Origin of the sequence: Azospirillum sp. CT11-132 (assembly GCF_047302835.1) — a bacterium.
GTDB lineage: Bacteria > Pseudomonadota > Alphaproteobacteria > Azospirillales > Azospirillaceae > Azospirillum.
On the sequence record NZ_JBGLZA010000003.1, the window covers coordinates 360,224 to 384,187 of the forward strand.

The 23,964-nt window shown below is 66.7% G+C and carries 22 protein-coding genes; 15 read left to right on the forward strand and 7 right to left on the reverse strand.

The features are described from left to right. Positions 1 to 25: 25 nt before the first annotated feature. The 7 genes from metH (at position 26) to ACCD06_RS07505 (ending at position 6,980) form a co-directional block, all read left to right on the forward strand. Complete coding sequence (gene metH / locus ACCD06_RS07475; RefSeq protein WP_413339823.1) at positions 26 to 3,517, forward strand: methionine synthase; 3,492 nt, start codon at positions 26 to 28, stop codon at positions 3,515 to 3,517. Between the two features lie 66 nt (positions 3,518 to 3,583). Then, positions 3,584 to 3,916, forward strand: coding sequence for a nucleotidyltransferase domain-containing protein (locus ACCD06_RS07480; RefSeq protein ID WP_085088676.1), 333 nt, complete (start codon positions 3,584 to 3,586; stop codon positions 3,914 to 3,916). Next, entirely contained in the window at positions 3,906 to 4,307 is a 402-nt protein-coding gene (locus ACCD06_RS07485) for a HEPN domain-containing protein (RefSeq protein WP_413339825.1), read from the forward strand. Before ACCD06_RS07480 ends, ACCD06_RS07485 begins: the two co-directional genes overlap by 11 nt. 3 nt (positions 4,308 to 4,310) lie before the next feature. Continuing rightward, a complete protein-coding gene (locus tag ACCD06_RS07490; protein ID WP_109155506.1) occupies positions 4,311 to 4,643 on the forward strand; it encodes a nucleotidyltransferase domain-containing protein in 333 nt (110 codons plus the stop codon). Positions 4,644 to 4,750: 107 nt separating this feature from the next. Then, positions 4,751 to 5,248 carry a thioesterase family protein gene (locus ACCD06_RS07495; protein WP_413339828.1) on the forward strand — a complete coding sequence of 166 codons (498 nt, stop codon included), beginning with the start codon at positions 4,751 to 4,753 and terminating at the stop codon, positions 5,246 to 5,248. A 46-nt stretch (positions 5,249 to 5,294) separates the two neighbouring features. Beyond that, on the forward strand, positions 5,295 to 5,831 hold the full coding sequence (locus ACCD06_RS07500) for a pentapeptide repeat-containing protein (RefSeq protein ID WP_109155504.1): 537 nt from the start codon (positions 5,295 to 5,297) through the stop codon (positions 5,829 to 5,831). A 120-nt stretch (positions 5,832 to 5,951) separates the two neighbouring features. Next, positions 5,952 to 6,980 (forward strand): GGDEF domain-containing protein, encoded by a 1,029-nt coding sequence (locus tag ACCD06_RS07505; protein WP_109155525.1) that lies wholly within the window; start codon positions 5,952 to 5,954, stop codon positions 6,978 to 6,980. 37 nt (positions 6,981 to 7,017) lie between these two features. Here ACCD06_RS07505 and ACCD06_RS07510 read toward each other — a convergent pair whose 3' ends face one another. Continuing rightward, entirely contained in the window at positions 7,018 to 8,109 is a 1,092-nt protein-coding gene (locus ACCD06_RS07510; protein WP_413339830.1) for an NAD(P)H-dependent flavin oxidoreductase, read from the reverse strand. Positions 8,110 to 8,225: 116 nt separating this feature from the next. After that, entirely contained in the window at positions 8,226 to 9,134 is a 909-nt protein-coding gene (gene gcvA / locus ACCD06_RS07515) for a transcriptional regulator GcvA (protein WP_413339831.1), read from the reverse strand. 119 nt (positions 9,135 to 9,253) lie between these two features. Between gcvA and ACCD06_RS07520 the strand changes: the two genes are divergently transcribed. Next, complete coding sequence (locus ACCD06_RS07520) at positions 9,254 to 10,198, forward strand: DMT family transporter (protein ID WP_413339832.1); 945 nt, start codon at positions 9,254 to 9,256, stop codon at positions 10,196 to 10,198. 76 nt (positions 10,199 to 10,274) lie between these two features. Here the strand turns inward: ACCD06_RS07520 and ACCD06_RS07525 are convergent, their stop codons facing one another. Further along, positions 10,275 to 11,897 carry an ABC-F family ATP-binding cassette domain-containing protein gene (locus ACCD06_RS07525; protein WP_413339833.1) on the reverse strand — a complete coding sequence of 541 codons (1,623 nt, stop codon included), beginning with the start codon at positions 11,895 to 11,897 and terminating at the stop codon, positions 10,275 to 10,277. 321 nt (positions 11,898 to 12,218) lie between these two features. On the opposite strand from ACCD06_RS07525, the gene ACCD06_RS07530 reads away from it, so the two are divergent. Further along, positions 12,219 to 13,448, forward strand: a complete 1,230-nt coding sequence (locus ACCD06_RS07530) for an MFS transporter (protein WP_413339834.1) — start codon at positions 12,219 to 12,221, stop codon at positions 13,446 to 13,448. 60 nt (positions 13,449 to 13,508) lie between these two features. Here the strand turns inward: ACCD06_RS07530 and cysC are convergent, their stop codons facing one another. From cysC to ACCD06_RS07545, 3 genes are read right to left on the reverse strand one after another with little or no spacing between them, the layout of a single operon-like run. Continuing rightward, positions 13,509 to 15,377, reverse strand: a complete 1,869-nt coding sequence (gene cysC, locus ACCD06_RS07535; RefSeq protein WP_413339835.1) for an adenylyl-sulfate kinase — start codon at positions 15,375 to 15,377, stop codon at positions 13,509 to 13,511. Between the two features lies 1 nt (position 15,378). Beyond that, entirely contained in the window at positions 15,379 to 16,176 is a 798-nt protein-coding gene (gene cysD, locus ACCD06_RS07540) for a sulfate adenylyltransferase subunit CysD (protein WP_085088709.1), read from the reverse strand. Then, positions 16,173 to 16,883: a phosphoadenylyl-sulfate reductase gene (locus tag ACCD06_RS07545; protein WP_413339837.1), complete on the reverse strand. Its 711-nt coding sequence runs from the start codon at positions 16,881 to 16,883 to the stop codon at positions 16,173 to 16,175. Before ACCD06_RS07545 ends, cysD begins: the two co-directional genes overlap by 4 nt. A gap of 272 nt (positions 16,884 to 17,155) precedes the next feature. Here ACCD06_RS07545 and ACCD06_RS07550 point away from each other — a divergent pair, with 272 nt between their 5' ends. The 5 genes from ACCD06_RS07550 to ACCD06_RS07570 all read left to right on the forward strand — a co-directional run bounded on the left by ACCD06_RS07550 (position 17,156) and on the right by ACCD06_RS07570 (position 21,334). Continuing rightward, positions 17,156 to 17,713, forward strand: a complete 558-nt coding sequence (locus ACCD06_RS07550; protein WP_413339838.1) for a bifunctional precorrin-2 dehydrogenase/sirohydrochlorin ferrochelatase — start codon at positions 17,156 to 17,158, stop codon at positions 17,711 to 17,713. 129 nt (positions 17,714 to 17,842) lie between these two features. Continuing rightward, positions 17,843 to 18,145, forward strand: a complete 303-nt coding sequence (locus ACCD06_RS07555; protein ID WP_109155522.1) for a DUF2849 domain-containing protein — start codon at positions 17,843 to 17,845, stop codon at positions 18,143 to 18,145. A gap of 57 nt (positions 18,146 to 18,202) precedes the next feature. Next, the gene (locus tag ACCD06_RS07560; RefSeq protein WP_109155497.1) at positions 18,203 to 19,894 is read left to right on the forward strand and encodes a nitrite/sulfite reductase; all 1,692 of its coding nucleotides are present in this window, start codon (positions 18,203 to 18,205) and stop codon (positions 19,892 to 19,894) included. Continuing rightward, positions 19,881 to 20,381 (forward strand): DUF934 domain-containing protein, encoded by a 501-nt coding sequence (locus ACCD06_RS07565; protein WP_109155496.1) that lies wholly within the window; start codon positions 19,881 to 19,883, stop codon positions 20,379 to 20,381. Before ACCD06_RS07560 ends, ACCD06_RS07565 begins: the two co-directional genes overlap by 14 nt. Before the next feature lie 251 nt (positions 20,382 to 20,632). Next, positions 20,633 to 21,334 carry a hypothetical protein gene (locus tag ACCD06_RS07570; RefSeq protein ID WP_413339839.1) on the forward strand — a complete coding sequence of 234 codons (702 nt, stop codon included), beginning with the start codon at positions 20,633 to 20,635 and terminating at the stop codon, positions 21,332 to 21,334. 96 nt (positions 21,335 to 21,430) lie between these two features. Here ACCD06_RS07570 and ACCD06_RS07575 read toward each other — a convergent pair whose 3' ends face one another. Then, positions 21,431 to 22,081: a DUF882 domain-containing protein gene (locus ACCD06_RS07575; protein WP_247871097.1), complete on the reverse strand. Its 651-nt coding sequence runs from the start codon at positions 22,079 to 22,081 to the stop codon at positions 21,431 to 21,433. A 559-nt stretch (positions 22,082 to 22,640) separates the two neighbouring features. Between ACCD06_RS07575 and ACCD06_RS07580 the strand changes: the two genes are divergently transcribed. Further along, positions 22,641 to 23,945: a pentapeptide repeat-containing protein gene (locus ACCD06_RS07580; RefSeq protein ID WP_109153254.1), complete on the forward strand. Its 1,305-nt coding sequence runs from the start codon at positions 22,641 to 22,643 to the stop codon at positions 23,943 to 23,945. Positions 23,946 to 23,964 lie beyond the last annotated feature (19 nt).

A 23,964-nucleotide genomic window follows, 5' to 3' on the forward strand; every position in this document is an offset into this window, starting at 1 on the left:
CAAATAACGGACAAGACGCATTCCCATGGCCCACATCCTCGACACCCTGCGTGACCGCGTTCTGCTTTGTGACGGCGGGTTCGGCAGCCGCATCCAGGCGCTCGACCTCGACGTCGAGAAGGATTACTGGGGGCACGAGAACTGCACCGACATCCTGCCCCTGTCGCGCCCGGACATCGTCCGCGACATCCATCGCGGCTATTTCGAAGCCGGCGCCGACATGGTGGAGACCGACACCTTCGGCGCCTCGCCGGTGACGCTGGGTGAGTTCGGCATCTCCGAGAAGGCTTTCGAGATCAACCAGCGCGCCGTCGAACTGGCGCGCGAGGCGGCAGAAAGCTTCAAGGACGGCCAGCCGCGCTTCGTCATCGGCTCAATCGGGCCGGGCACCAAGCTGCCCAGCCTGGGGCACATCGCCTATCAGCCGGCGGAGGACAGCTTCTATGTCCAGGCCGCAGGCCTGATCGCCGGCGGCGCCGACGCCATCCTGGTCGAGACCTGCCAGGATCCCCTGCAGATCAAGGCCGCCGTCAACGGCATCAAGCGCGCGCGGGCCGAGGCCAAGTCCGACACCCCCGTCTTCGTTCAGGTCACCGTCGAGACCACCGGCACGCTGCTGGTCGGCACCGACATCGCCGCCGCGGCCACCGTCATCCAGGCGCTGGACGTGCCGCTGATGGGCCTGAACTGCGCGACCGGCCCGCTGGAGATGAGCGAGCATGTGCGCTGGCTGTCGCAGAACTGGCCGGGCCTGATCTCGGTCCAGCCGAATGCCGGCCTGCCCGAACTGGTGGACGGCAAGACGCACTACCCGCTGCGTGCCGACGACTTCGCCCACTGGCTGGAGCGCTTCGTGTCGGAGGACGGGGTCAACCTCGTCGGCGGCTGCTGCGGCACCAACGTCCCGCACATCGCCGCGGCGAACCAGATGCTGCGCAAGCTGGCCCCGGCCGGCTCGCACCGCCCGGCGCCGAAAGGCCGCACCGTCCATTGGGTGCCGGCGGTGGCCTCGCTCTACAGTCAGGTCACGCTGCGCCAGGAGAACGCCTTCTTCGCCATCGGCGAACGCTGCAATGCCAACGGCTCCAAGAAGTGGCGCGAGCTGCAGGAGAAGAACGACTGGGACGGCTGCGTCGAGATGGCGCGCGAGCAGGTGAAGGAAGGCAGCCACGCGCTCGACGTCTGCACCGCCTTCGTCGGCCGTGACGAGGTGGCGGAGATGAACGCGGTGATGTCGCGCTTCGTCGGCTCCGTCACGGCGCCGCTGGTGGTCGATTCGACCGAATACGGCGTGCTGGAGCAGGCGCTGGCGCTGTATGGCGGCAAGGCGATCCTCAACTCGATCAACTTCGAGGATGGCGAGGAGCCGGCGCGCAAGCGTCTGGCGCTCGCCAAGAAGTTCGGCGCCGCCGTCATCGCCCTGACCATCGACGAAGAGGGCATGGCGAAGACGCCGGACCGCAAGCTCGCCATCGCCAAGCGGCTCTACGATCTGGCGGTGAACGAGTACGGCCTCGCCCCGTCCGACCTGCTGTTCGATCCGCTGACCTTCACCATCGCCACCGGCAACGAGGACGACCGCAAGCTCGCCATCTGGACGCTGGAAGGCATCGAGGCGATCGCCCGCGAGATGCCCGGCTGCCAGATCATCCTGGGCCTGTCCAACGTCTCGTTCGGCCTGAACGCGGCAGCGCGCCATGTGCTGAACTCGGTCTTCCTTGACCATGCGGTCAAGAAGGGCATGACGGGCGCCATCGTCCACGTCTCCAAGATCCTGCCGCTGCACCAGATCCCGGAAAACGAGGTCAAGACCGCCGAGGACCTGATCTTCGACCGGCGGGCGGAAGGGTACGATCCGCTGCATGCCTTCATCGCCCTGTTCGAAGGCCGCAAGGCTGCCGACGCCAAGAAGAAGGCCCGCGCCGAGACGGTCGAGGAACGGCTGAAGGAGCGCATCGTCGACGGCGACCGCACTGGCCTTGAGGACGATCTGGCCGAGGCGATGAAGACCCATCCGCCGCTGGAGATCATCAACACCTACCTGCTCGACGGCATGAAGGTGGTCGGCGAACTGTTCGGCGCCGGCAAGATGCAGCTTCCCTTCGTTCTCCAGTCGGCGGAGACGATGAAGGCCGCCGTGGCGTGGCTGGAGCCGCACATGGAGAAGGTGGAGGGCCAGCAGAAGGGCACGCTGGTTCTCGCCACCGTGAAGGGCGACGTCCACGACATCGGCAAGAACCTCGTCGACATCATCCTGACCAACAACGGCTACAAGGTCGTCAACCTCGGCATCAAGCAGCCGGTCACCGCCATCATCCAGGCCGCCAAGGAGCACAAGGCGACCGCCATCGGCATGTCCGGCCTGCTGGTGAAGTCCACCGTGGTGATGCGCGAGAACCTGGAGGAGATGACGCGCGAGGGTCTGGAGGTGCCGGTGCTGCTCGGCGGCGCCGCGCTGACCCGCGCCTATGTCGAGGGCGACTGCGTGGCCTCCTACGGCTCCGGCCGCGTCGCTTACGCCGGTGACGCCTTCGACGGGTTGACCCTGATGGACAAGGTGGTGGAGGGCAGCTTCGACCAGCAGCTCGCCATCCAGCAGGCCAAGCGCGCCGGCAAGGCGACCAACCGCCGCCGCGTCCTGGGGCAGGCGACCAGCGCCGCCACCGGCCCGGTGGACAAGGACGCCGTCCGCGCCCGCCGCCACCGGCTGGCCGAGGGCGTGCCGGTGCCGACCCCGCCCTTCTGGGGGCCGAAGCTGATCGACCATGTGCCGCTGAAGACTCTGGTCACCTACCTGAACGAGCGCATGCTCTATCAGCTGCAATGGGGCTACCGGAAGGACGGCAAATCCTTCGAGGAGTTCAAGGAGTGGTCGAAGAAGGAGCTGCGGCCGGTGCTCGACCGCATCCTCCAGATCGCGGCGAAGGAGGAAATCCTGCGCCCGACCGCCGTCTACGGCTATTGGAAGGCGGCGGCCGACGGCAACGACGTCATCCTGTTCGAAGAGGACGGCACGACCGAGGCCGCGCGCTTCACCTTGCCGCGTCAGGCCAAGGAGGATGGCGAGTGCATCGCCGACTTCCTGCGCGACGTGACCGATCCGGAGCGTGACGTCATTGGCCTGCAGGTCGTCACCATGGGCCAGCATTGCGCCGAGGTGGCGCGCGAGTGGTTCGCCGAGAACCGCTATCAGGACTATCTCTACCTGCACGGCCTGTCGGTGGAGATGACCGAGGCGATGGCGGAATATGTCCACGCCCGCATCCGTGCGGAGCTGGGCTATGGCGCCGAGGACAGCCGCGACAAGGAGAAGCTGCTGCAGCAATCCTATCGCGGCAGCCGCTACAGCTTCGGCTATCCGGCCTGCCCGAACCTGAAGGACCAGGAGCAGCTTCTGAAGCTGCTGGACGCCGGCCGCATCGGCATCGAGATGTCGGACGAGGACCAGCTGCATCCGGAACAGAGCACTTCCGCCATCGTCCTGCACCACCCGCGGGCCAAGTACTTCTCGGTGTGATGCCCTCGGTTTGAGTTTGATCCTCCTCCGCCCGTTCCGTGTTAGGATGGGCGGCGGAGGATTTCCATGGGCACGGTCGACGCACGGAACGACGAAAAGCTGCAACGCCTGCTGGACCGGATCGTCCCGGCCCTGGAGCCGGAAGCCGTCTACCTGTTCGGCAGCCGGGCGCGCGGTGATTTCGATGAGGACAGCGACTACGACCTGCTGGTGATCGTGCCGGACGACGCGCCGAAGGAACGGCGGTCGATGGCCACCGCTTTCGAGGCCAGCCGGCAATCCCGGGTTCCGGCTGACATCATTCCCTGCTCCCGCACCGGATTCGAACGCTACAAGGACTCGGTGGGAACGCTCTATTACGAGGCGAACCACCACGGGGTGCAGGTCTATGGTCGATAAGGTGGTCGCAGCCTGGCTGGCGGTGGTGGACGAGGACATCCGCGCGATCCGCGCCTGCCTCGTCGGCTCGGCGGTCAAATCGGCGGCCTACCATTGCCAACAGGCGGCGGAGAAGCTGGTCAAGGCGGTTCTGGTCTCGCTCGGCCGCCATCCGCGCAAGCAACACAACATCGTCGTGTTGTTGGACGATGTGCCGCCGGACCACCCCTTGCGTGCGACCTTGCTGCCGTTGGAGCGTTTCACCATCTTCGCCGCGGCCTTCCGTTATCCGAGCATGGATGTTTTCGACAGCCCGCCGGATGAGCCCGATCCCGCCGATGTGTCCCGTTGGCTGGCTGAAATCGAACAGGTCCGGGCAACGGTTTCCGCTTTTCTGGAAGCAAGGGCATAGACGATGGCCGCCATCGACGCAGAACATGACGAAAAGCTGCAAATCCTGCTGGACCGGATCGTGCCGGCCCTGGAGCCGGAAGCCGTCTACCTGTTCGGCAGCCGTGCCCGCGGCGATTTCGATGAGGACAGCGACTACGACCTGCTGGTGATCGTGCCGGACGACGCGCCGAAGGAGCGGCGGTCGATTCACTACGCGTATGCGTCGAAGATTGGTACTGGCATTCCGGCCGACATCATTCCCTGCACGCGCACCAATTACGAGGCGTCCAAGGACGTCGTCGGCACGTTGAGCTACAAGGCCAAGCATGAAGGAGTACGGGTCTATGGGGTCTAGAGTTGGACCGGACGCATGACTGGAAACGGTCTGTGTCTGCCTGTGCACCAGCCTGACATCTCGGTTCGTTCCCGATCCCATCCTCACGTCCGTAACGGATCTCGTCCATGACCCCCACCACCCCCCTGACCCTGCACCGCGAGACCGTCCGCCCGGAGTGGATCGACTACAACGGGCACATGAACGTCGCCTATTACCTGCTGGCCTTCGACCATGCGACGGACGCCGTGCTCGACCGGTTCGGGATCGGCAAGGCCTATGTGGCGGCGGAGAACCGGTCGGTCTTCGTCGTCGATGCCCACCTGACCTACGCCCGCGAGGTGACGGAGGGAACGCCGCTGCGCTTCGAGTCGCTCCTGCTCGGCACCGATCCCAAGCGCCTGCACCTGTTCCACGAGATGCGGCATGCGGAGGAAGGCTGGCTGGCGGCGACGGCGGAGTTCATGCTGCTGCATGTCGACCTCGGCACCCGCAAGACCAGCCCATTCCCGCCGGCCGTCGCCGCGGCACTGACCGAACAGGCGACGGCCCACGCCGCCCATCCCCGGCCACCGCAGGCCGGACGGGCGGTGGTCCGGCTGGATGGGGCTTTGACCGGCCGGTAGCGTCCGGGTGGTTGAGTTGACGGTTGCTGCCCCCATCTATCGAAGAATGAAGACTGCATCCGTCCAGCCGATCCGCTCGCCTATCCGTTCCGGCATTCTCTTCGCCGCAGCCGCTGTCCTGGCCGTGCTTTCCGCCGCGCCGGCGCTGGCCGATTGCACAGAGGCGGCGCAGCCGAAGGTCAACTGGCGCCGCTGCTCGCTGGAGGGGCAGACGCTGACCGGTGTCGACCTCAGCGGCGCCATGCTGCGCGATGCGACCTTTCAGCGCGCCACGTTGGGGGAGGCGAAGCTGACCGATGCCGACGGTTATCGCGCCAAATTCATCAGCGCCACCGCCCCCGGCGCGGTATTCGACAAGGCGCGGCTGATCGAGGCGGACTTCACCCGCGCCGACCTGACCGGCGCCAGTTTCCGCGAGGCCGACCTGCGCAACGCAAAGATGGTGGGCGCATCGCTGGCGCGGGCCGATCTGACCGGAGCCAGATTGTCCGGCACCGACCTGCGCCATGCCGACCTGTCGGGCGCCCGCTGGACCGACGGCACGCACATCTGCGCGGAAAGTTCGGTCGGTCAGTGCAACTAATCGGATGAGGCGCAACCAAACCGTTCGCAGCATCTCGTCGCGCTTCCAAGAACCTTCTTGCCGTAAGGGCTTGCGCCGCGTACCGTTCGAAACCGAATGATTTTTGAACGGACGGCAGTCGTGGCAACCGCGGAGGATTTCGAGCGTTCCAGCGGCCTCGCCGCAAAGGCCATGGAGCGGATGCTGTCCGACGGGCTGGCGCCGATCCCGGAGAATTTCACGCTCTGGTACGTCTATTTCAGCGGCAACAACCCCGATCTGACCCGCGCCGTCGATCTGGCGCGGCGGGACGGGCTGGCCGTTTCGCAGACCCTGTGCGACGAGCTGTACAAGCGCTTTTTCACCACGGATGCGGAAGCGCAGGCGATCCGCGAGACCTCCGACAAGGCGCGTTTCGCGCTGGGCCGTATCCTGGAACAGCTGGGCAATGTCGGGTCGGAGACGGAGCGCTACGGCAACGCCCTGTCCGGTTTCCGGGAAGAGCTGGACCAGCCGATCAGCCTGCCGGAACTGCGCGCCATGATCGCCGCCATCGCCGCGGAAACCAGGGAGATCGTCGACCGCCAGGCCGCCCTGCAATCCCAGCTTCAGGAATCGAGCCAGCAGCTGGCGGAGATGCGGGTCAGCCTGGACAGCGCCCGGCGCGAGGCGCTGACCGACGGGCTGACCGGCATCGGCAACCGCAAGGCCTTCGACCAGATGCTGCAGGAGGCGATGGAGTCCTCGGTGCGCGACGAGCAGCCGCTGTCGCTGCTGATGGTCGACATCGACCATTTCAAGGCCTTCAACGACACCCACGGCCATCTGGTCGGCGACCATGTGCTGAAGCTGGTCGCCCGCATGCTGACCGAATGCATCAAGGGCCGCGACACCGCCGCCCGCTATGGCGGCGAGGAGTTCGCGATCATCCTGCCGCGCACCAGCCTGGAAAACGCCATCAAGCTGGCCGATCAGGTGCGGACCTTCGTCGGCGGCCGCCAGATCGTGAACAAGGCGCGCAACGCCAATTACGGCACCGTCGCCCTGTCGGTCGGCGTCGCCCAGTTCCGCCCCGGCGAACAGGCCATGTCGCTGGTCCGCCGTGCCGATCAGGCGCTCTATTCCGCCAAGCGCGGCGGCCGCAACCGCGTGTCGGTCGAGGCGGGCTGAGCCGCCCCGCCCGACAGCCGCCCCGCCCGACAGCCGGTCAGCCGGCCAGCCTCCGCCGCACCTCCTCGGTCCCGCGCAGCAGTTCCGCCACCAACTCCCCCGCCGCGCGCCGGCGCGCCAGCCCCAGCCCCTGGCCGGCCCACAGCGACAGGAACTCCGGCCGGCCGGCCTTGCCGGCGGCGGTGCGCAGCGGCCTGGTCAGCGTGTTCTGCAAGGGGAAGGGCAGCACCGCGTCGGGCGCGTCCGGGTCCTCCACCGCCTCCATGAAGCGGTTGACGATGCCGCGCGCCGGCCGGCCGGAGAAGGCGCGGGTGATTCGGGTCTGGTCCTCCCGCGCGGCCAGGATGGCGGCCTTGTGCGCCTCCGGAATGCCGGCCTCCTCGGTGGGCAGGAAGACGGTGCCCATCTGCACCGCCGTCGCGCCCAACGCCAGCGCCGCGGCGATGCCGCGCCCGTCCATGATGCCGCCCGACGCGATCACCGGCACGCCCACCGCATCCGCAACCTGCGGCACCAGCGCCATCGTGCCGACCAGATTGGCCCCCCGATCCTTCCAGGCATCGCCGATGAAGCTGCCACGATGCCCGCCGGCTTCGCCGCCTTGGGCGATCACCGCATCGACACCGGCCTGCTCCAGAGCCACCGCTTCCGCCACCGTGGTCGCGGTGCCCAGCACCCGGATGCCGCGCGCCTTGGCCGCGGCGACGCTGTCGGCCGGCGGCAACCCGAAGGTGACGCTGTAGAAGGCCGCTCCGCTGTCCAGCACCGCCGCCATCTGCCGGTCGAACGCATCGCCGGCGTAAGCGGGTTCCTCCGCCTCCGGCAACCCAAGCTCGGCGTGGAAACCTGCCACGCGGGCCATCGCCTCGGCCATCATCGGCGCCGGTCCGGGCGCCGGCGTCGGCGCGAACAGGTTGATGCCGAAGGGCAGGGCGGTGCGGTCGCGGATGTCGCGCGCCCGTTCGGTGATCTGCGCCGGGGTGAGGTAGGCGGCGCCGACGAAGCCCAGCCCGCCGGCCTCATTGACCGCCGCCACCAGCGCGGCGGTGTCGCCGCCCCCGGCCATCGGCGCCTGGATCACCGGCGACCGCAGCCCCAGCCGTTCAAGGGATTCCGTGTGAGAGGGCATCTCCGCCTCCGTCGCTTCGACAAGTGAGGCGATGCTACGCCCTGGCGTCCTTCACGACCAATGACTTGTTCTGAAGGAGGCGTTCACTTGGAGTGAAGGGAGAGGGCGACGGTGCTTCATGCTTCGACAGCGATTTTGAACTGCTCCACTTCGTCTTTGATCCAGGCTCTGACCGCGCAGACCTTCGGGTGGTCGCGCTGCCCCATTGGGTAGACGAGGTCGTATCCGTGCTCGACGTCCAGGCGGGCTTCCGGGAAAAGGGCGACAAGGCGGCCCGCGGCAATGTCCTCCGAGACGAGAACGCTTCGCCCGAGCGCCACACCTTCCCCTCGGATCGCCGCCTCGATCGACATGCTTCCATGACTGTAGCCTGGGCCCCGTGCGGCAGGGGTCGGAATCCCCATCATTCCGAACCATTGATGCCAATCGGCCTTCATCCCGTTCTCATGGATGAGGCGAGCTGACGCGATGTCTTTGGCGGTTCGAAGACCGCCCATCCGCTCACGGTACCCGGGCGAGCAGACGGGGCTGACGGTCTCATTCATGATCCGCTCCGACTCCGCATTGGGATAGCGCCCATTCCCATACCGCATCGCCACGTCGGTCTGCGACTTCGCGAAATCAATCTCGACATCGGTCACTTCAAGCTGAACGTCATAAGTGGGGTAACGGTCCATCAACCGATGCAGACGCGGGGTTAGCCACTTGCTCGCAAACGAGACGCCGGAACTCACAACGAGCCGCGCGGTCTCGTTTCTGCGACGGATGCTTTCCGTTTCTCGGGAGAGTTCCGACAGAAGGCGTGTGACGACGGCGAAGAACGCCGCACCTTCCGCGCTGAATTCAATTCTGCGGGTCATCCGTCGGAAGAGTTGGACACCGAGATGCTCCTCCAACGCCTTGATCTGCCGGCTGACCGCACCGTGCGTAACATGCAGTTCTTCAGCCGCCAGCGTCATGCTCAATCTCCGCCCGGTCGCCTCGAAGGCACGCAGCGTTTGCAGCGGTGGAAGTCGATTCGTCATGGCGGGCCTATGTGTGCGATTTCCTCACGCATACTGTGACGACAAATGGTTTGTCTGCAAGGCCGACAGAACTTTAGATGTGCTCAAAACAAGAGCATACCGATGGACTGCGACACGCCATGAGCCAGATCGCCAACGAAACCGCATCTCTTTCGCCGGTCGCCGTCTCACGTCCCGTCTCGCTTGGGAATTTCGGGGCGATGCTGCTCCTTGCCCTGGTGTGGGGTTTGTCGATCCCGGTCACGAAGTTCGGTCTGATTACGATGCCGCCCCTGACCCTGACGGCGATCCGGTTTGCTGTCGCGATTCCTTTCATGATGCTCCTGCTCATCGGGAAAGAGCCTCTGCCGTGGAAGGCTCTCCCAGCGGTCGCCAGTCTTGGCGTGCTTGGCATCGGTGTGGGGCAGGTGGCGCAGACATTCGGGGTGGCCGGAACTTCGGCCTCTATCGGCACGATACTGTCTGCGACCATTCCGCTGTTCATCGTGTTGTTTGCGATGATCCGGCTCAAGCAGGCGGTCTCAATTTCACAGATTGTTGGTGTGGTGGCCGCCTTCGCAGGAATCGTCGTCGTGGCTTCGGAAAACGCGGGCGATGCGGGAGTTGCCGGAACAACCGCCCTCGGGCCGATCTGGATGCTGGTATCGGCGCTGGCAGTCGCCTTCTACTATGTTTGGAGCGTCGAGCTTACGAACAGATATGGCACCGTGGTGGTGGCGACTTGGAGCACGGTTTTCGGATTCTTGGCGCTGGTGCCATGGGCGGGCTGGGAGGCCCGTCACACGTCCTTTGAATTGACAGGCCAGGCATTGGGAGCGGCTGCATACCTTGGCCTCGCTGTGACGGCGGCCGGTCTTTTCCTGTGGCTGCGTATCCTGCGTGACGTGCCCGCCTCCATTGCGGCTAGTGTGCAGTACCTCCAGCCCGTATTCGGTATTGCCGCCTCTGCGATCATGTTCGGAGACAAGATCGGACCCCGGTTCCTGGCGGGTGTTGCTCTTATCCTGGCAGGGCTTGCGATGGCGCTTCGAGTGCGCAGCCCGAAGCAGGGCGATGCTTCGTAATGGGTCAAAAGCGGCGGGCCGGCGCGATGACCGGCCCACAGCGGGAGTGCGGCAGGGGGCGTGATGCCGCCCCCTGTCAGCTGCGCAGCCCCGGCGCCTCCTGCCCGGTGCGCTCCACATATTCGGTGTAGCCGCCGCCATACTGGTGGATGCCCTCCGGCGTCAGTTCCAGCACGCGGTTGGACAATGCTGCCAGGAAATGGCGGTCGTGCGACACGAACAGCATGGTGCCCTCATAGGCCGCCAGCGCCTGGATCAGCATCTGCTTGGTGTCGAGGTCCAGGTGGTTGGTCGGCTCGTCCAGCACCAGGAAGTTGGGCGGGTTGAACAGCATGATCGCCATCACCAGACGAGCCTTCTCGCCGCCCGACAGCACGCGGCACTTCTTCTCCACATCGTCGCCGGAAAAGCCGAAGCAGCCGGCCAGCGCCCGCAGCGATCCCTGGCTGGCCTGCGGGAAATGCGCCTCCAGCGATTCGAAGATGGTCTGGTCGCCGTCCAGCAGCTCCATGGCATGCTGGGAGAAATAGCCCATCTTGACGCTGCCGCCGACGGTGACGGTGCCGCTGTCGGGTTCGGCCGCGCCGGCGATCAGCTTCAACAGGGTCGATTTACCGGCGCCGTTGACGCCCATCACACACCAGCGCTCCTTGCGACGGATGGTCAGGTCCAGCCCCTCATAGATGGCGCGGCTGCCATAGCCCTTGTGGACGTTCTTCAGGACCGCCACGTCGTCGCCGGAGCGCGGGGCAGGCGGGAAGTCGAAGGTCACCACCTGGCGGCGCTTGGGCGGCTCGAAGCGTTCGATCTTGTCCAGCTTCTTCACCCGGCTCTGCACCTGTGAGGCGTGCGAGGCGCGGGCCTTGAAGCGTTCGATGAACTTCAGTTCCTTGGCCAGCATCGCCTGCTGGCGCTCGAACTGCGCCTCCTGCTGCTTTTCCTTCAGTGCCCGCTGCTTCTCATAGAAGCTGTAGTCGCCGGAATAGCTGGTCAGCGTTCCGCCATCGATCTCGATGATCTTGGTGACGATGCGGTTCATGAACTCGCGGTCGTGCGAGGTCATCAGCAGCGCGCCCTCATAGCCCTTCAGGAAGCCTTCCAGCCAGATCAGGCTTTCGATGTCCAGATGGTTGCTCGGCTCGTCGAGCAGCATGGCGTCGGGGCGCATCAGCAGGATGCGGGCCAGCGCCACGCGCATCTTCCAGCCGCCCGACAGGCCGCCGACATCGCCGTCCATCATCTCCTGGCTGAAGCTGAGGCCGGCCAGCACCTCGCGCGCCTTGCCCTCCAGCTCATAGCCGCCCAGCTCGTCGAAGCGAGCCTGCACCTCGCCGTAGCGTTCGATGATGGCGTCCATCTCGTCGGCGCGATCAGGGTCGGCCATGGCGGCTTCCAGCTCCGCCAGTTCGGCGGCGACGACGCTGACCGGCCCGGCGCCGTCCATCACCTCCGCCACGGCGGAGCGGCCGGACATCTCGCCGACATCCTGGTTGAAATAGCCGATGCTGACCTGCTTCTCGATCGCCACCTGACCGCCGTCCGGCTGTTCCTCGCCGGTGATCATGCGGAACAGGGTCGTCTTGCCGGCGCCATTCGGACCGACCAGCCCGATCTTCTCACCCCGGTTGAGCGCCGCGGAGGCCTCCAGGAACAGGATGCGGTGGCCGTTCTGCTTGCTGACGTTATCGAAGCGGATCATGGGCGACAGGGGTCCTTGGAGGCATGGTGCTTGGGGGCGTGATGGCGGCCCCTTATGCCACAGGATGCGTGCCGCGACAGAGTCCTGATCGCAGCGGTGCTCCCGCTACCGTCCCATCTCCTCTGCCGATGCCGGGAAGCCGTCGATGTGCTCCAACCCTTTCATTTCCGCGGGTGCATGAAAATCTGGCGATCGAGCATTCATGACGCCTGATCATTCGGCCCATGTGGACAAACCGTTTCCGTTCATACCGCTGCACCGCTAATCCTGGATCGACCACCGCGTCGGCCCGGTCCGCCGCCGCATCGCCCGAGGAGTCCCATGTCGCAAGCCGAAGTCACCCCCCGGAGCGAATCTGCGTCCGCGGTCTCCCAGGCGCATGAGCTTGGCAACATCGCCCGGCTGGTGATCGCGCAGGCGCTTGCCGGTGCCAACGCGATCGTCGTCTATGCGACCGGCGCCATCGTCGGCAACACGCTGGGCCCCAACCCGGCGCTGGCGACCCTGCCGATCTCCATCTTCGTGGTCGGCATGGCGATCTGCACCTTGCCGGCCGGGACAATCGCCCGCCGCTTCGGCCGGCGCGCCGCCTTCCTGGCGGGGACCGGCTGCGGCGTGCTGGTCGGGCTGCTGTCGGCGCTGGCCATCCTGTTCGGATCGTTCTGGCTGTTCTGCGCGGCGATGATTCCCGGCGGGGCCTATGCCGCGGTGGTGCTCTCCTTCCGCTTCGCCGCCGCCGACTGCACCTCGGTGGAGCGCCGGCCGCGCGCCATGTCGGCCGTGATGGCCGGGGGCGTGGTCGCCGGGGTGGTCGGGCCGCAGCTGGTCACCCACACCATGAACCTGTGGCCGCCCCACCTGTTCGCCGCGACCTATGTCGCGCAGGCCGCCGTTGCGGCGCTGTCGGCGCTCGTCCTGATGGGCGTCCGCCTGCCCAAGCCGACCGCGGCGGAGGTCGCCGGCGGGCGGCCGCTGGGCGCCATCCTGCGCCAGCCCCGCTTCATCACCGCGGTGATCTGCGGCGTGGTGTCCTACCTGCTGATGAACTTCCTGATGACCGCCGCCCCGCTGGCGATGCGGCTGTGCGGCCTGCCGCAGGAATCGGCCAACCTTGGCCTGCAATGGCACGTCATCGCCATGTACGCCCCCAGCTTCTTCACCGGACGGCTGATCACCCGCTTCGGCTCCCCCCGGATGGCCGCCGCCGGACTGACACTGATCGCCGCCGCCTCGGCCGTCGGGCTGGCCGGGCAGGACGTCGCCCATTTCTGGATCAGCCTGATCCTGCTGGGGGTGGGGTGGAACTTCGGCTTCCTCGGCGCCTCGGCCCTGGTGCTGGACTGCCACCGGCCGGAGGAGAAGACCCGGGTCCAGTCGGTGAACGATTTCCTCGTCTTCGGCACGATGGCCTTCGGCTCCTTCGCCTCGGGCAGCCTGCTGACGAGTTACGGCTGGGACACCGTCCTGCGCATCTCCTTCGTGCCGCTGGCGCTGGCGACCGCAGCACTGATCGTCACGGCGATGTATCGTCAGGAGCGGAAGACGGCCTGAAAACGGCTTCGGGCGCGGTCTTTCCCCCGCGCCCGAAGCCTCACCTTGTAGAGCCGACCCTCAGATCACATAGGTCAGCTCTTTCTCCGACTTCAGGCTGTTCTTGCCCAAGGTCTCATCCACATAGTCCAGCAGCTGGGCCAACGCCTCGCTGCGGCTCAGCGTGTCGGTGTCGATCACCAGTTCGGGCTGGTCCGGCGCCTCGTAGGGAGCCGAGATGCCGGTGAACTCGGCGATCTCGCCGGCGCGCGCCTTCTTGTAGAGGCCCTTGGGGTCACGCTCCTCGCAGGTGGCGAGGTCGGCCGCCACATACACCTCGTGGAAGCGTTCGCCGCCGATCACCCGCGCCCGCGCCCGGTCGGACTTCAGCGGCGAGATCAGCGAGGCGATCACCACCATGCCGGCGTCGGCGAACAGCTTCGCCGTCTCGGCCACCCGGCGGATGTTCTCCGCCCGGTCGTCGGCGGAGAAGCCCAGCCCGGCGTTCAGCCCGTTGCGGACATTATCGCCGTCCAGCACGAAGGTCTGCCAGCCGCGGTCGAACAGCGCGCGTTCCAGCGCCATCGCCAGCGTCGACTTGCCGGCGCCCGACAGGCCGGTCAGCCAGACGATGCCGCCCTTGTGGCCATTGGCCTGGGACCGCTCCTCCAGCGAGACGGTGTGCGACACCTCGGTGATGTTGGCCGCAGCACTGTCCTCGATCTCCACCACCAGGCAGCCGCCGACCACGTCGTTGCCGTCGATCAGCGCTCCGCGGCCGGTGCGCGGCAGGTCCGACGCCAGATCGAGCGCGATCGGCGAGCGGGAGCGCAGGACGACTTCCGCCACCTCGTTGCGGCGCACCGCCTTGCCGGGCGTGCTGGACAGGTCCTCCACATTGATGACCGCCGTCACCTGCTCCACCGTCACCCGGTGCTCGGCGGTGGCGATCTTCAGCGTGTAGGTCTTGCCGACCACCAGCGGGTCGGACACCAGCCAGAACAGCCGCACGCTCAGCCGGTGGGCCAGCGTCGGGGCGTCGGCCTGATGGTGGGCGATGTGGCCGCGCTCGGCGAAGATGCGCTTGTCCAGCGTGATGCCGATGCTCTGCCCGGCCTGAGCCGACAGCACGGTCTCCGGGTGGTTCCACGCCTCGATGCTGACGACCTTGGCGCTGGCCCCGGTCGGCGAGAAGTGCAGGGTGTCGCCGACGCGCAGCCGCCCGCTTTCGATGCGGCCGGCCAGGATGCGGCGGTCGTCCGGCTTGTAGACATCCTGCAACGGGAACCGCAGCGGCTGGTCGGGCGAGGTCTGCTGCGGACGGAAGGCGTCCAACTGCTCGATCACCGTCGGCCCCAGATACCAGTCCGACTGCTCGCTGCGGCTGACGATGTTGTCGCCGTTCCGGGCGGAGACCGGGATCACCGCCTTGGGCTGCAGGCCCAGCTCGGCCAGATAGTCCTTGATCTCCTGTGCCACCACCTCATAGCGGCGGCTGGAGAACTCGACCTTGTCCATCTTGTTGACGACGACCGCCACCTGACGCACGCCCAGCAGGTGCAGCAGGAAGGCATGGCGGCGCGACTGCTCCAGCGCGCCCTCGTCGGCGTCGATCACCAGCAGCGCGGCGTCGGCCTGGGACGCGCCCGTCACCATGTTCTTCAGGAACTCGGTGTGGCCCGGCGCGTCGATGATGACGTAGGGGCGCTGCTTCGTCTTGAAGTGGATCTGGGTGGTGTCGATGGTGATGCCCTGGTCACGCTCGGCCTGGAGGGCGTCCATGACGAAGGCCCATTCGAACGGCATGCCGCGCTTGCGGCTCATCTCGCGGACCTGATCCACCTTGCCGTCGGGCAGGCTGCCGGTGTCGTTCAGCAGGCGGCCGATCAACGTGGACTTGCCATGGTCGACATGGCCGACGATGACGATGCGAAGTTGAGAATGCGGCATCTTACATGTACCCCACGCTGCGCAGGCGCTCGAAGCTGTCTTCGGATTCGTTGTCCATCGCGCGGCCGGCGCGTTCCGGCACGCGGGTCACCTGAAGCTCGGCGATGATCTCGTCGATGGTCGAGGCGTTGCTGTCGACCGGGAAGGTGATGTTCTTCTCGCCCAGCGAGCGATAGCGCTTGCCGTCCTTGGCGAAGTACAGCGGGACGATGGGAATCCCCTCGCGCTGCGAATAGCGCCAGATGTCCAGCTCGGTCCAGGCCAGCAGCGGGTGGATGCGGACATGGACGCCTTCGGGAAAGCGGGTCTTGTAATGGTCCCAGAATTCCGCCGGCTGGTCCTTCACGTCCCAATCGCCTTCCAGCGAGCGCGGCGAGAACACGCGCTCCTTGGCGCGGGTCGCCTGCTCGTCGCGGCGGATGCCGACCATGACGCCCTGGTACGCATGGTCGCGCAGCAGGTTCTTCAGACCTTCCGTCTTGCGCGCGGCGGCGCGGGTCAGCGGCGGCAGGGTCTGGTCCATCTCCTCCTCGGGCGGGCATTGCTCCACCTTGAGGTCGAGGTCCCATTCCTTGGTGATGCGGTCGCGGAACTCGTAGACCTCCGGCAGCTCCATGGCGGTGTCGAGCTGTACGACGGGGAAGGGGATGCGGCCGAAGAACGCCTTGCGGCAGAGCCAGAGCAGCGCGTTGCTGTCCTTGCCGATCGACCAGAGCATCGCCAGCTTGTCGATGCGGTTGTAGGCCTCGCGCAGAATATAGATGCTCTGGTTTTCGAGCTGGTCGAGATCGGCGCTCATCGGGCGATTCCAATCATGGTGGTGTGTATGCCGCATTCGGTCTTGGCGCTGCCGGCCCAACGGCCGGAACGCGGGTCGGCACCGGGCGCCACTCGCTCGGTGCAGGTGTAACAGCCGATCGACAGGAACCCGTCGGCCTCCAGCGGGTGGCGCGGCAGGTCGCGCCGGGTGAACTCTTCCTCCAGCCGGTCCTTGTCCCAGTTGGCCAGCGGGTTGACCTTCACGCGGCCGCCCTCCGCCTCGAACAGGGGCAGGGCGGCGCGGGTCGCCGCCTGGAACCGCTTGCGCCCCGTCACCCAGGCCTCCAGCCCGGCTGCGGCCAGCGCGCGGTCCAGCGGCACCGTCTTGCGCAGATTGCAGCAGGCGTCATAGTCGCGGTTGAACAGCAGGCCGTCCTTGTCGCCGGCGGCGAGGTCGTCGGCGGTCGGCCCGATCTCCCGTACGTCCGTCAAGCCAAGCCGCTTCACCAGCTCGTCGCGGTAGCGCAGGGTCTCGCCGAACAGCTTGCCGGTATTCACAAACAGAACCGGGAAATCCGGCGTCGCCTCGGCGGCCAGCGCCAGCAGCACCGCGGATTCGGCGCCGAAGGACGACAGCAGCGCGATCCGCCCGCCGAACACCTCATGCATGGCGGCCAGCAGGGGCGCGCCTTCCAGCGTGCCGTAGCTGTCGGTCAGATGCTTCACCCGTGTTTCCGCGTCCATCATCGGCTGCCTTTCGCGGTGGCTTATTAAATCTACTTATCTAGTAGATAATGCGTTTGTGTTTGCACATTATCACCGGCGGAAAACCCGTGCAACGTAAATACATTCTCTACTTGTTTAATAGGCTTGTGCTTTGCTGCAAGAGCTTGTGTGAAATATGTTGATTGTCGTGCTGCGGCTGGGCTAAATACCGCCATGCACAGCATCACCCTGATAGGCGTCGCGATCCGCCGCTCCGTTCCGTCAAGCCCGGCATCGGCATTGGGGATGCGGCGATGATTCCGATGGCGCTCGACCCGGCGCAGGTGGTGATCGCGCTGGCCGGCAACGGCCCGCTCGCGGTGCGCCGCCTGACCCAACTGCGCGAGGGCGGGGCCGACCCGCAGGTCTTTTCACCGGAGCCGGATGGGGAATTGGCCGCACTGGCCGGCGACCGTCTGGTGCGGGCTCTGCCCATAGCCGCCGATTTGGACAAGATCGGCGTGCTGTATGTCATGGGGCTGGGGACGGAGACCGAGACGGCGCTGGCGGAACTGGCGCGGCAGCGCCGGGTGCTGGTGAATGTCGAGGACGTCATCCCCTTGTGTGATTTCCACTCGCCCTCCGTGGTGCGGCGTGGCGATCTGGTGATGACCATCTCCACCGGCGGCCGTAGCCCGACCCTTGCCAGCCTGCTGCGCCAGCGGCTGGAGGCGCTGTTCCCGGAAGAGTGGGCGGAGCGTCTGCGCACCATCGCCGACTTCCGCAACCGCCGCCGGGCAGAGGGGGCGTCGATGTCCGAGGTCGCCCGCGAGACTCGCGCGCTGATCGACCGGGAGGGTTGGCTGCCATGACCGGTACGCCGGCCGCCCCGCCGAATTCACTGCCGGACCATCGTCGGTTCGGGTAAGACACCACCGCTTTAGAGAACGACCAGCCAGGAGAGCCAGATGTCGGCCAAGGATCGATCGAAGGAAGGGTCGATGAAAGCCATCACCGCCAACCGCCTGCGCGACGGGGAAGTCGTGTTCCTGGGCGAGGGCGGCCGGTGGGTCGAATCCTTCGCCGAGGCCGCGCTGTTCCCGCGCGCCGAGGCCGACGCCGTGCTGGCCCCCGCCAAGGAGAAGGCGGAGCGCGAGCAGTTCGCCGTCGACATCTACACCTTCGAGGTGGAGCAGCAGGACGGCGTTCCGGTCCCGGCGACGATGCGCGAGCGCATCCGCATCGCCGGCCCGACCGTCCGCCTGGATCTCGGCAAGCAATCTCTCGGCAAGCAGGCCGCCTGAGTTAACGCCAGATTTAATAAACGCTGGCCGTTCCGGCGGCCCTGAGGGCTTATCGACATGAACCACATCGCGCCCGGCGCCCGTGCCGGCATCTATCATTACGACGAAATCGACCGGCAGTTCGTCGCCGAGCGCGTCGAGCAGTTCCGCAAACAGGTCGACCGCCGCTTGTCGGGCGAGCTGTCGGAAGAGGAGTTCAAGCCGATCCGGCTGATGAACGGCCTCTATCTCCAGCTTCACGCCTACATGCTGCGCATCGCCGTGCCCTATGGCGTGATGTCGGCCACCCAGCTGCGCAAGCTGTCGGCCATCGGGCGCAAGTACGACCGCGGCTACGGCCATTTCACCACCCGCCAGAACCTGCAATACAACTGGATCAGGCTGGAGGACACCCCGGCGATCCTGAACGAACTGGCCGACGTGGACATGCACGCGCTGCAGACCAGCGGCAACTGCGTGCGCAACGTCACCACCGACCCCTTCGTCGGCGCTGCGCGCGACGAGGTGGTGGACGGCCGCGTCTATGCCGAGATCCTGCGGCAGTGGACGACGATGCACCCGGAGTTCACCTATCTGCCGCGCAAGTTCAAGATCGCCATCTCCGGCGCCGAGAGCGACCGCGCGGCGGTGCGCATCCACGACGTCGGTCTGGTGGCGCGCCGCAACGACAAGGGGGAGGCCGGCTTCTCCTTCTATGTCGGCGGCGGTCTCGGCCGCTCGCCCTTCGTTGGCAAGCTGGTGCGCGAGTGGGTGGCCCAGGAGGATTTCGTCGCCTACCTGGAAGCGATCCTGCGCGTCTACAACCAGTATGGCCGCCGCGACAACATCTATAAGGCCCGTATCAAGATCCTTGTCCACGAGCTGGGGCTGGAGAAGTTCACCCAGGAGGTGGAGGAGGAGTTCGCCCGTCTGCGCGGCCCCAAATACCGCCTGGACCCGGAGATCGTCGAGTCGATCCGCAAGCATTTCGCCCCGCCGCCGTTCGAGGAACTGCCCGACCACTCCGAAGCGCTGGAGCGCGCCCGTGCGGCCGACCCGGCCTTCGCCAACTGGCTGGCGGTCAATGTCGCGGAGCACAAGGCGCCCGGCTATGCCATCGCCACCATCTCGCTGAAGCCGGCCGGTGGCATCCCCGGCGACGCCACCTGCGACCAGATGGACCTCGTCGCCGATCTGGCCGAGCGTCACAGCTTCGGCGAGCTGCGCGTCACCCATGTCCAGAACCTCGTCCTGGCGCATATGAAGAAGGACGAGCTGTACGATCTGTGGAAGCAGCTGGACGCCGCCGGTCTTGGCAGCGCCAATGCCGGGCTAATCGGCGACATCATCGCCTGCCCGGGGCTGGATTACTGCGCGCTGGCCAATGCTCGCTCGATCCCGCTGGCGCAGGCGATCTCGGCCCGCTTCGCCGATCCGGTACGCCAGCGCACCATCGGTGAACTCGGCATCAAGATCAGCGGCTGCATCAACGCCTGCGGCCATCACCATGTCGGCGCCATCGGCATCCTCGGCGTCGACAAGAAGGGCACCGAGTATTACCAGATCACCGTCGGCGGCGACCCGACGCTGACCACGGCCATCGGCGACATCCTCGGCCCGGCGGTGACGGAGACCGAAGCGGTGGACGCCATCGAGGCGATCGTCGACGTCTATCTCGCCAACCGGTCGGACGAGAGCGAGCGCTTCATCGACACGCTCAAGCGCGTCGGCCATGCCCCGTTCAAGGAGAGAATCTATGCCGCTGATTGAGAATGGGCGCATCGGCGAGGATGCCTGGAGCTTCATCCCCGACGGGGAGCCGGTGCCGAACGACCGCCCGGTGATCATCAGCTTCGAGCGCTGGCAGGCGGAGCGTGACAGCTTCGAGGGCCGCAACGCCCGGCTGGGCGTGCGTCTGAAGAGCGGCACGCTGGCGGGCGCCATTGCCGCCGACCTCGACCGCTTCTCCCTGGTGGCGGTGGAGTTCCCCAAGTTCCGCGACGGCCGCGGCTTCTCGACCGCGCGCGAGCTGCGGGAGCGCTACGGCTACACCGGTGAGATCCGCGCGGTCGGCCATGTCATCCCCGACCAGTATCTCTATCTGGTCCGCACCGGCTTCACCTCGGTCGAGGCGCCGGAAGGCACCAACCCGGACAGCTGGGCCAACGCCCTGACCGAGGTCACCGTCGCCTTCCAGCCAAGCCTGGACGACACCGCGCCGCTGTCTCTGCTGCGCCGCAAGCTGAAGGTGGGGTAGGGCGGTCCGGCATAGGGCCGGCATAGGGATGCCTGCAAGGCGCCGTCTCCCGGGACGGCGCCTTTTTCATGTCCGACCGACGGCGAACGGATTTCCGCAATGCGTGAGGTCTGGTGAGGCTTGTCGCGTTTGCGTTGCTCTGATTGTGCCGATACCCTCCAACCCGTGCATGGCTCGATCGTCCGCGCCGGACCCGCAAGCGGCCGGCCGACGGCGAACGGAGCCGGGAACAGGGAAGACAGAGGGGCTTCATGGATATCGCGTTCTGGAACATTCAGCGCGCCTCGTCCTGGGGTACGTCGGACGCCGCCGCCCGCTATGGCCTGATGGCCGCCTGGGTCGACGAGATGGCGAAGCGCTTCGACCTCATCGTTCTGGCGGAGGTGACGCAGAACGGTCCGGCGCTGGTGAAGGAGATGAAATCGACCAACATGTGGTGCCAGTTCGTGCCCGTGGCCAACAAGAAGGGCGGCGTCAGCCCCTGTTCCTTCATGGTCCTGTCCAAGGGCGTGAAGGTGGAGGCCATGGCGGTCGGCGACGGCAAGCGCCCGCTGATCTTCATCGATACCGGCGACATCCTTGTCGGCGCCTGCCACACCATCGCCACCCAGGGGGAACCGTCCAAGGAGGAGATCCTGGACATGCTGGCCCATCTCGGCGGCACCGCGTCCACCCACAAGCGCAAGGGGGCCATCCTGCTGGGCGACATGAACTATGCCGTCGACAAGTGGAGTGTGTTCGATTCGGCCTACACCAAAGGCTGGACCCTCCGCGTGCCCTGCAAGGCCTCGAACGCGGCGCAGGCGCTGTCGAAAACCCATCGGCTGGGGCGTGTGATCGATTATGCCTGGCTCGCCGGCATCGACGGCTATGCCCGCGCGGCATCGGCGACCCATGATTGGACGGACTGGGACGTCATCGACCACACGCCGATCGGATTCCGCGTCGCCTGATCCAGGACGAGGAGCCTGAAACGTCGCCCCCGAAACGTCGAAGGCCCCGGATGGGCGTCCGGGGCCTTCGACGTGGATCTCCGTGTCGGATAGCGCTCACCAGTGGCGCAGCGGGCCGACGTCGACATGGACGAAGTTGCTGTCGGGGTAATAGCCGACCCCGCCGCCGCGCAGGCTCAGCGCCGCCCGCTGCAGATGCCGGGTGGCCATGTTCGGCACCCGCAGGTCGATGGCCATGCCGCGCATGTGGAAGCTGTTCTGGGCGACGCCGCTGTGGTCGGCCTCGCGCAGCATCGCGTTGGTCTCCGGCGAGCGGTAGCCGGAGACGATCTCGATTGGGCCGCGGCGGCCGAGCTTGCGGCTCAGCGCATGGACCAGATCCAGCAGCTTCGGGTCGATGGCGTGCACCGAGTTGTTGCGGTGGTCGCGCAGCAGATGGTTGACCGCGCGCATCGCGTCGCGCACGTAGCGGCCCCTCGACCAGTATTCGGCGTTGAGCTTCTCGCCGGTGTGCAGGTTCACCAGGGACAGCACCCGCGGCGGGGCGCGCAGGGCGGCGGCCTCCGCCTCTTCGCTGCTGAACAGGGTTCCCCCGGCTGATGCCGCCGCCGCCAGCCCCAGGCCGGCGCGCAGAAGATGGCGGCGATCGAGATGGCAGCGATCAGGATGATGGCGTTCGGTGGCGTGGCTCTCGCCAGCGCTCGGGCGTGCGGTCATGATCGACCGGGCGTCCGCATCCTTCATCATTCTTCCTTCATATCCCGTTTTTCCGCTCCGGCACCCGGGATCCGTCCTCTGGAGCCCATCGTTCCGGTTACGGCCAAAGTCACACCCTGGCTAAGGTCAAGGCGCGCTGCGGTGCGTTATTCCGAAAGGTGGGACACTTTTAGGATGCCCGTGGCCTTTTCTGTCAAGAAACCATTGCTTAACCGATGCCGGTTTTTCGGTGACTCCAGGGTTTCCGCCGACTCGCCCGCCCGCCGTCCCAGCAGCCGAGTCGAAGCTGTTCGCGACTCGTTCGCAGGTGGTTCGATTACAGAACCGTAACGTGCGCGACTCGGGACCAATGCCGTATCATCACCGGCAGAAACAGGGAGGGGCCTATTGCCGCGCCTAGGCCAAGCGTCTGTTTTCCATATCCGTCCCGCCGGACCCTGACGCCGCATCGGCGAGGAGCCATAGCGGCGGGCGGCCGAAGCGCATCCCCCGAAAGGGAGTGCGCAAAAGGGGGATTCATTCAGCCTTCGGTAAGGAATGAATCGCATGATTGTCGCGATGTAACCATTTTCACGGCGACAACTTGTCCGTGCCAACCACCTCACCGACCGCCTCGACCGTGTCCTTCTTCCGGCCCGACCAACTGGCCGAGGTGCTGGATCGGCATGCCCGCTGGATCAAGGGCCAGCCGGGCGGTGCCCGTGCCAACCTCGCCATGGCCGACCTGGAGGGTGCGGACCTGTCGCAGCGTGACCTGCGCGGCGCACGTCTGGTCGGTGCGCGGTTGGCGCGCGGGCGGCTGAACGGCACCAATCTGGCCGGCGCAGACCTGTTCGGCGTCGATCTGCGCGATGCGGACATCAGCCGCGCCAACCTGATGCAGACCGATCTGCGCGGCGCGCGGCTGCGCGCGGCCGACTTCTCCAATGCCAACCTGAAGGGCGCCGACCTGCGCGCCGGCACGCTGGAACCGGGCGGCACCGCGCGGCGCGGCGCCGGCCCCGATGCGCAGGACGCCGAAAGCGCCCGCCAGATCCACAAGGCAGCCCTGGCCCGCCTGCAGAACGGCCTGACGGCGGAAGGCGGCATTCCCACCGACCTGACCGGCGCGGTGCTGCGCGGCGCCAATCTGGCGGACGCCGACCTCAGCGGCGCGGTGCTGCAGAACGCCGACCTGTCGGGGGCGGTGCTGAACGGGGCGGACCTGACGGGGGCGCGGCTGAACGGCGCCAACCTGTCGGGCGCGGCGCTGGACGGCACCCGCTTCGACAAGGCCGACATGGTCGGCACGCGGATGGCCGACTGCGACCTGTCCTCCACCCGGATCGCCACCGCGCAGATGACCCGCCCCATCGACAGCATGGGGTCGGAGATCCAGCGCGCCATCTTCGACCATGAACGCTGGATCGACAGCTTCGGCCAGCGCGGCCAGAGGGCCGACCTCGACGGCACCGACCTCAGCCGCGCCGACCTGCGCAACGTCAATCTCAGCGCCGCAAGCCTGCGCGGGGCGAACCTGTCGGCGGCGGCGCTGACCGGCGCCCGGCTGATGATGACCGACCTGTCCGGCGCCAATCTGGAGGGCGCCAACCTGATGGGCGCCGACCTGTCGGGCGCCAACCTCAGCTACGCCGTGCTGACCGGCGCCGACCTGACGCGGGTTCGGCTGGGTCCGGCGGCGATCAAGGATCCCTCGGGCCGCCCCACCGGCCGCTCCTGGGCCGCCAACCTGATGGGGGCCGACCTGCGCGGCGCCCTGATGGTCGGCACCTGTCTGGTGCAGGCCAACCTGTCCGACGCGAACCTCGACAGTGCCGACATGGACGGCGCCGACCTTGCCGGCGCCAAGCTGCAGCGCGCGATGCTTCCCGGACGCCCGCCCCGCCGGGGTTGAGGCACTCCCTCAACGGCAA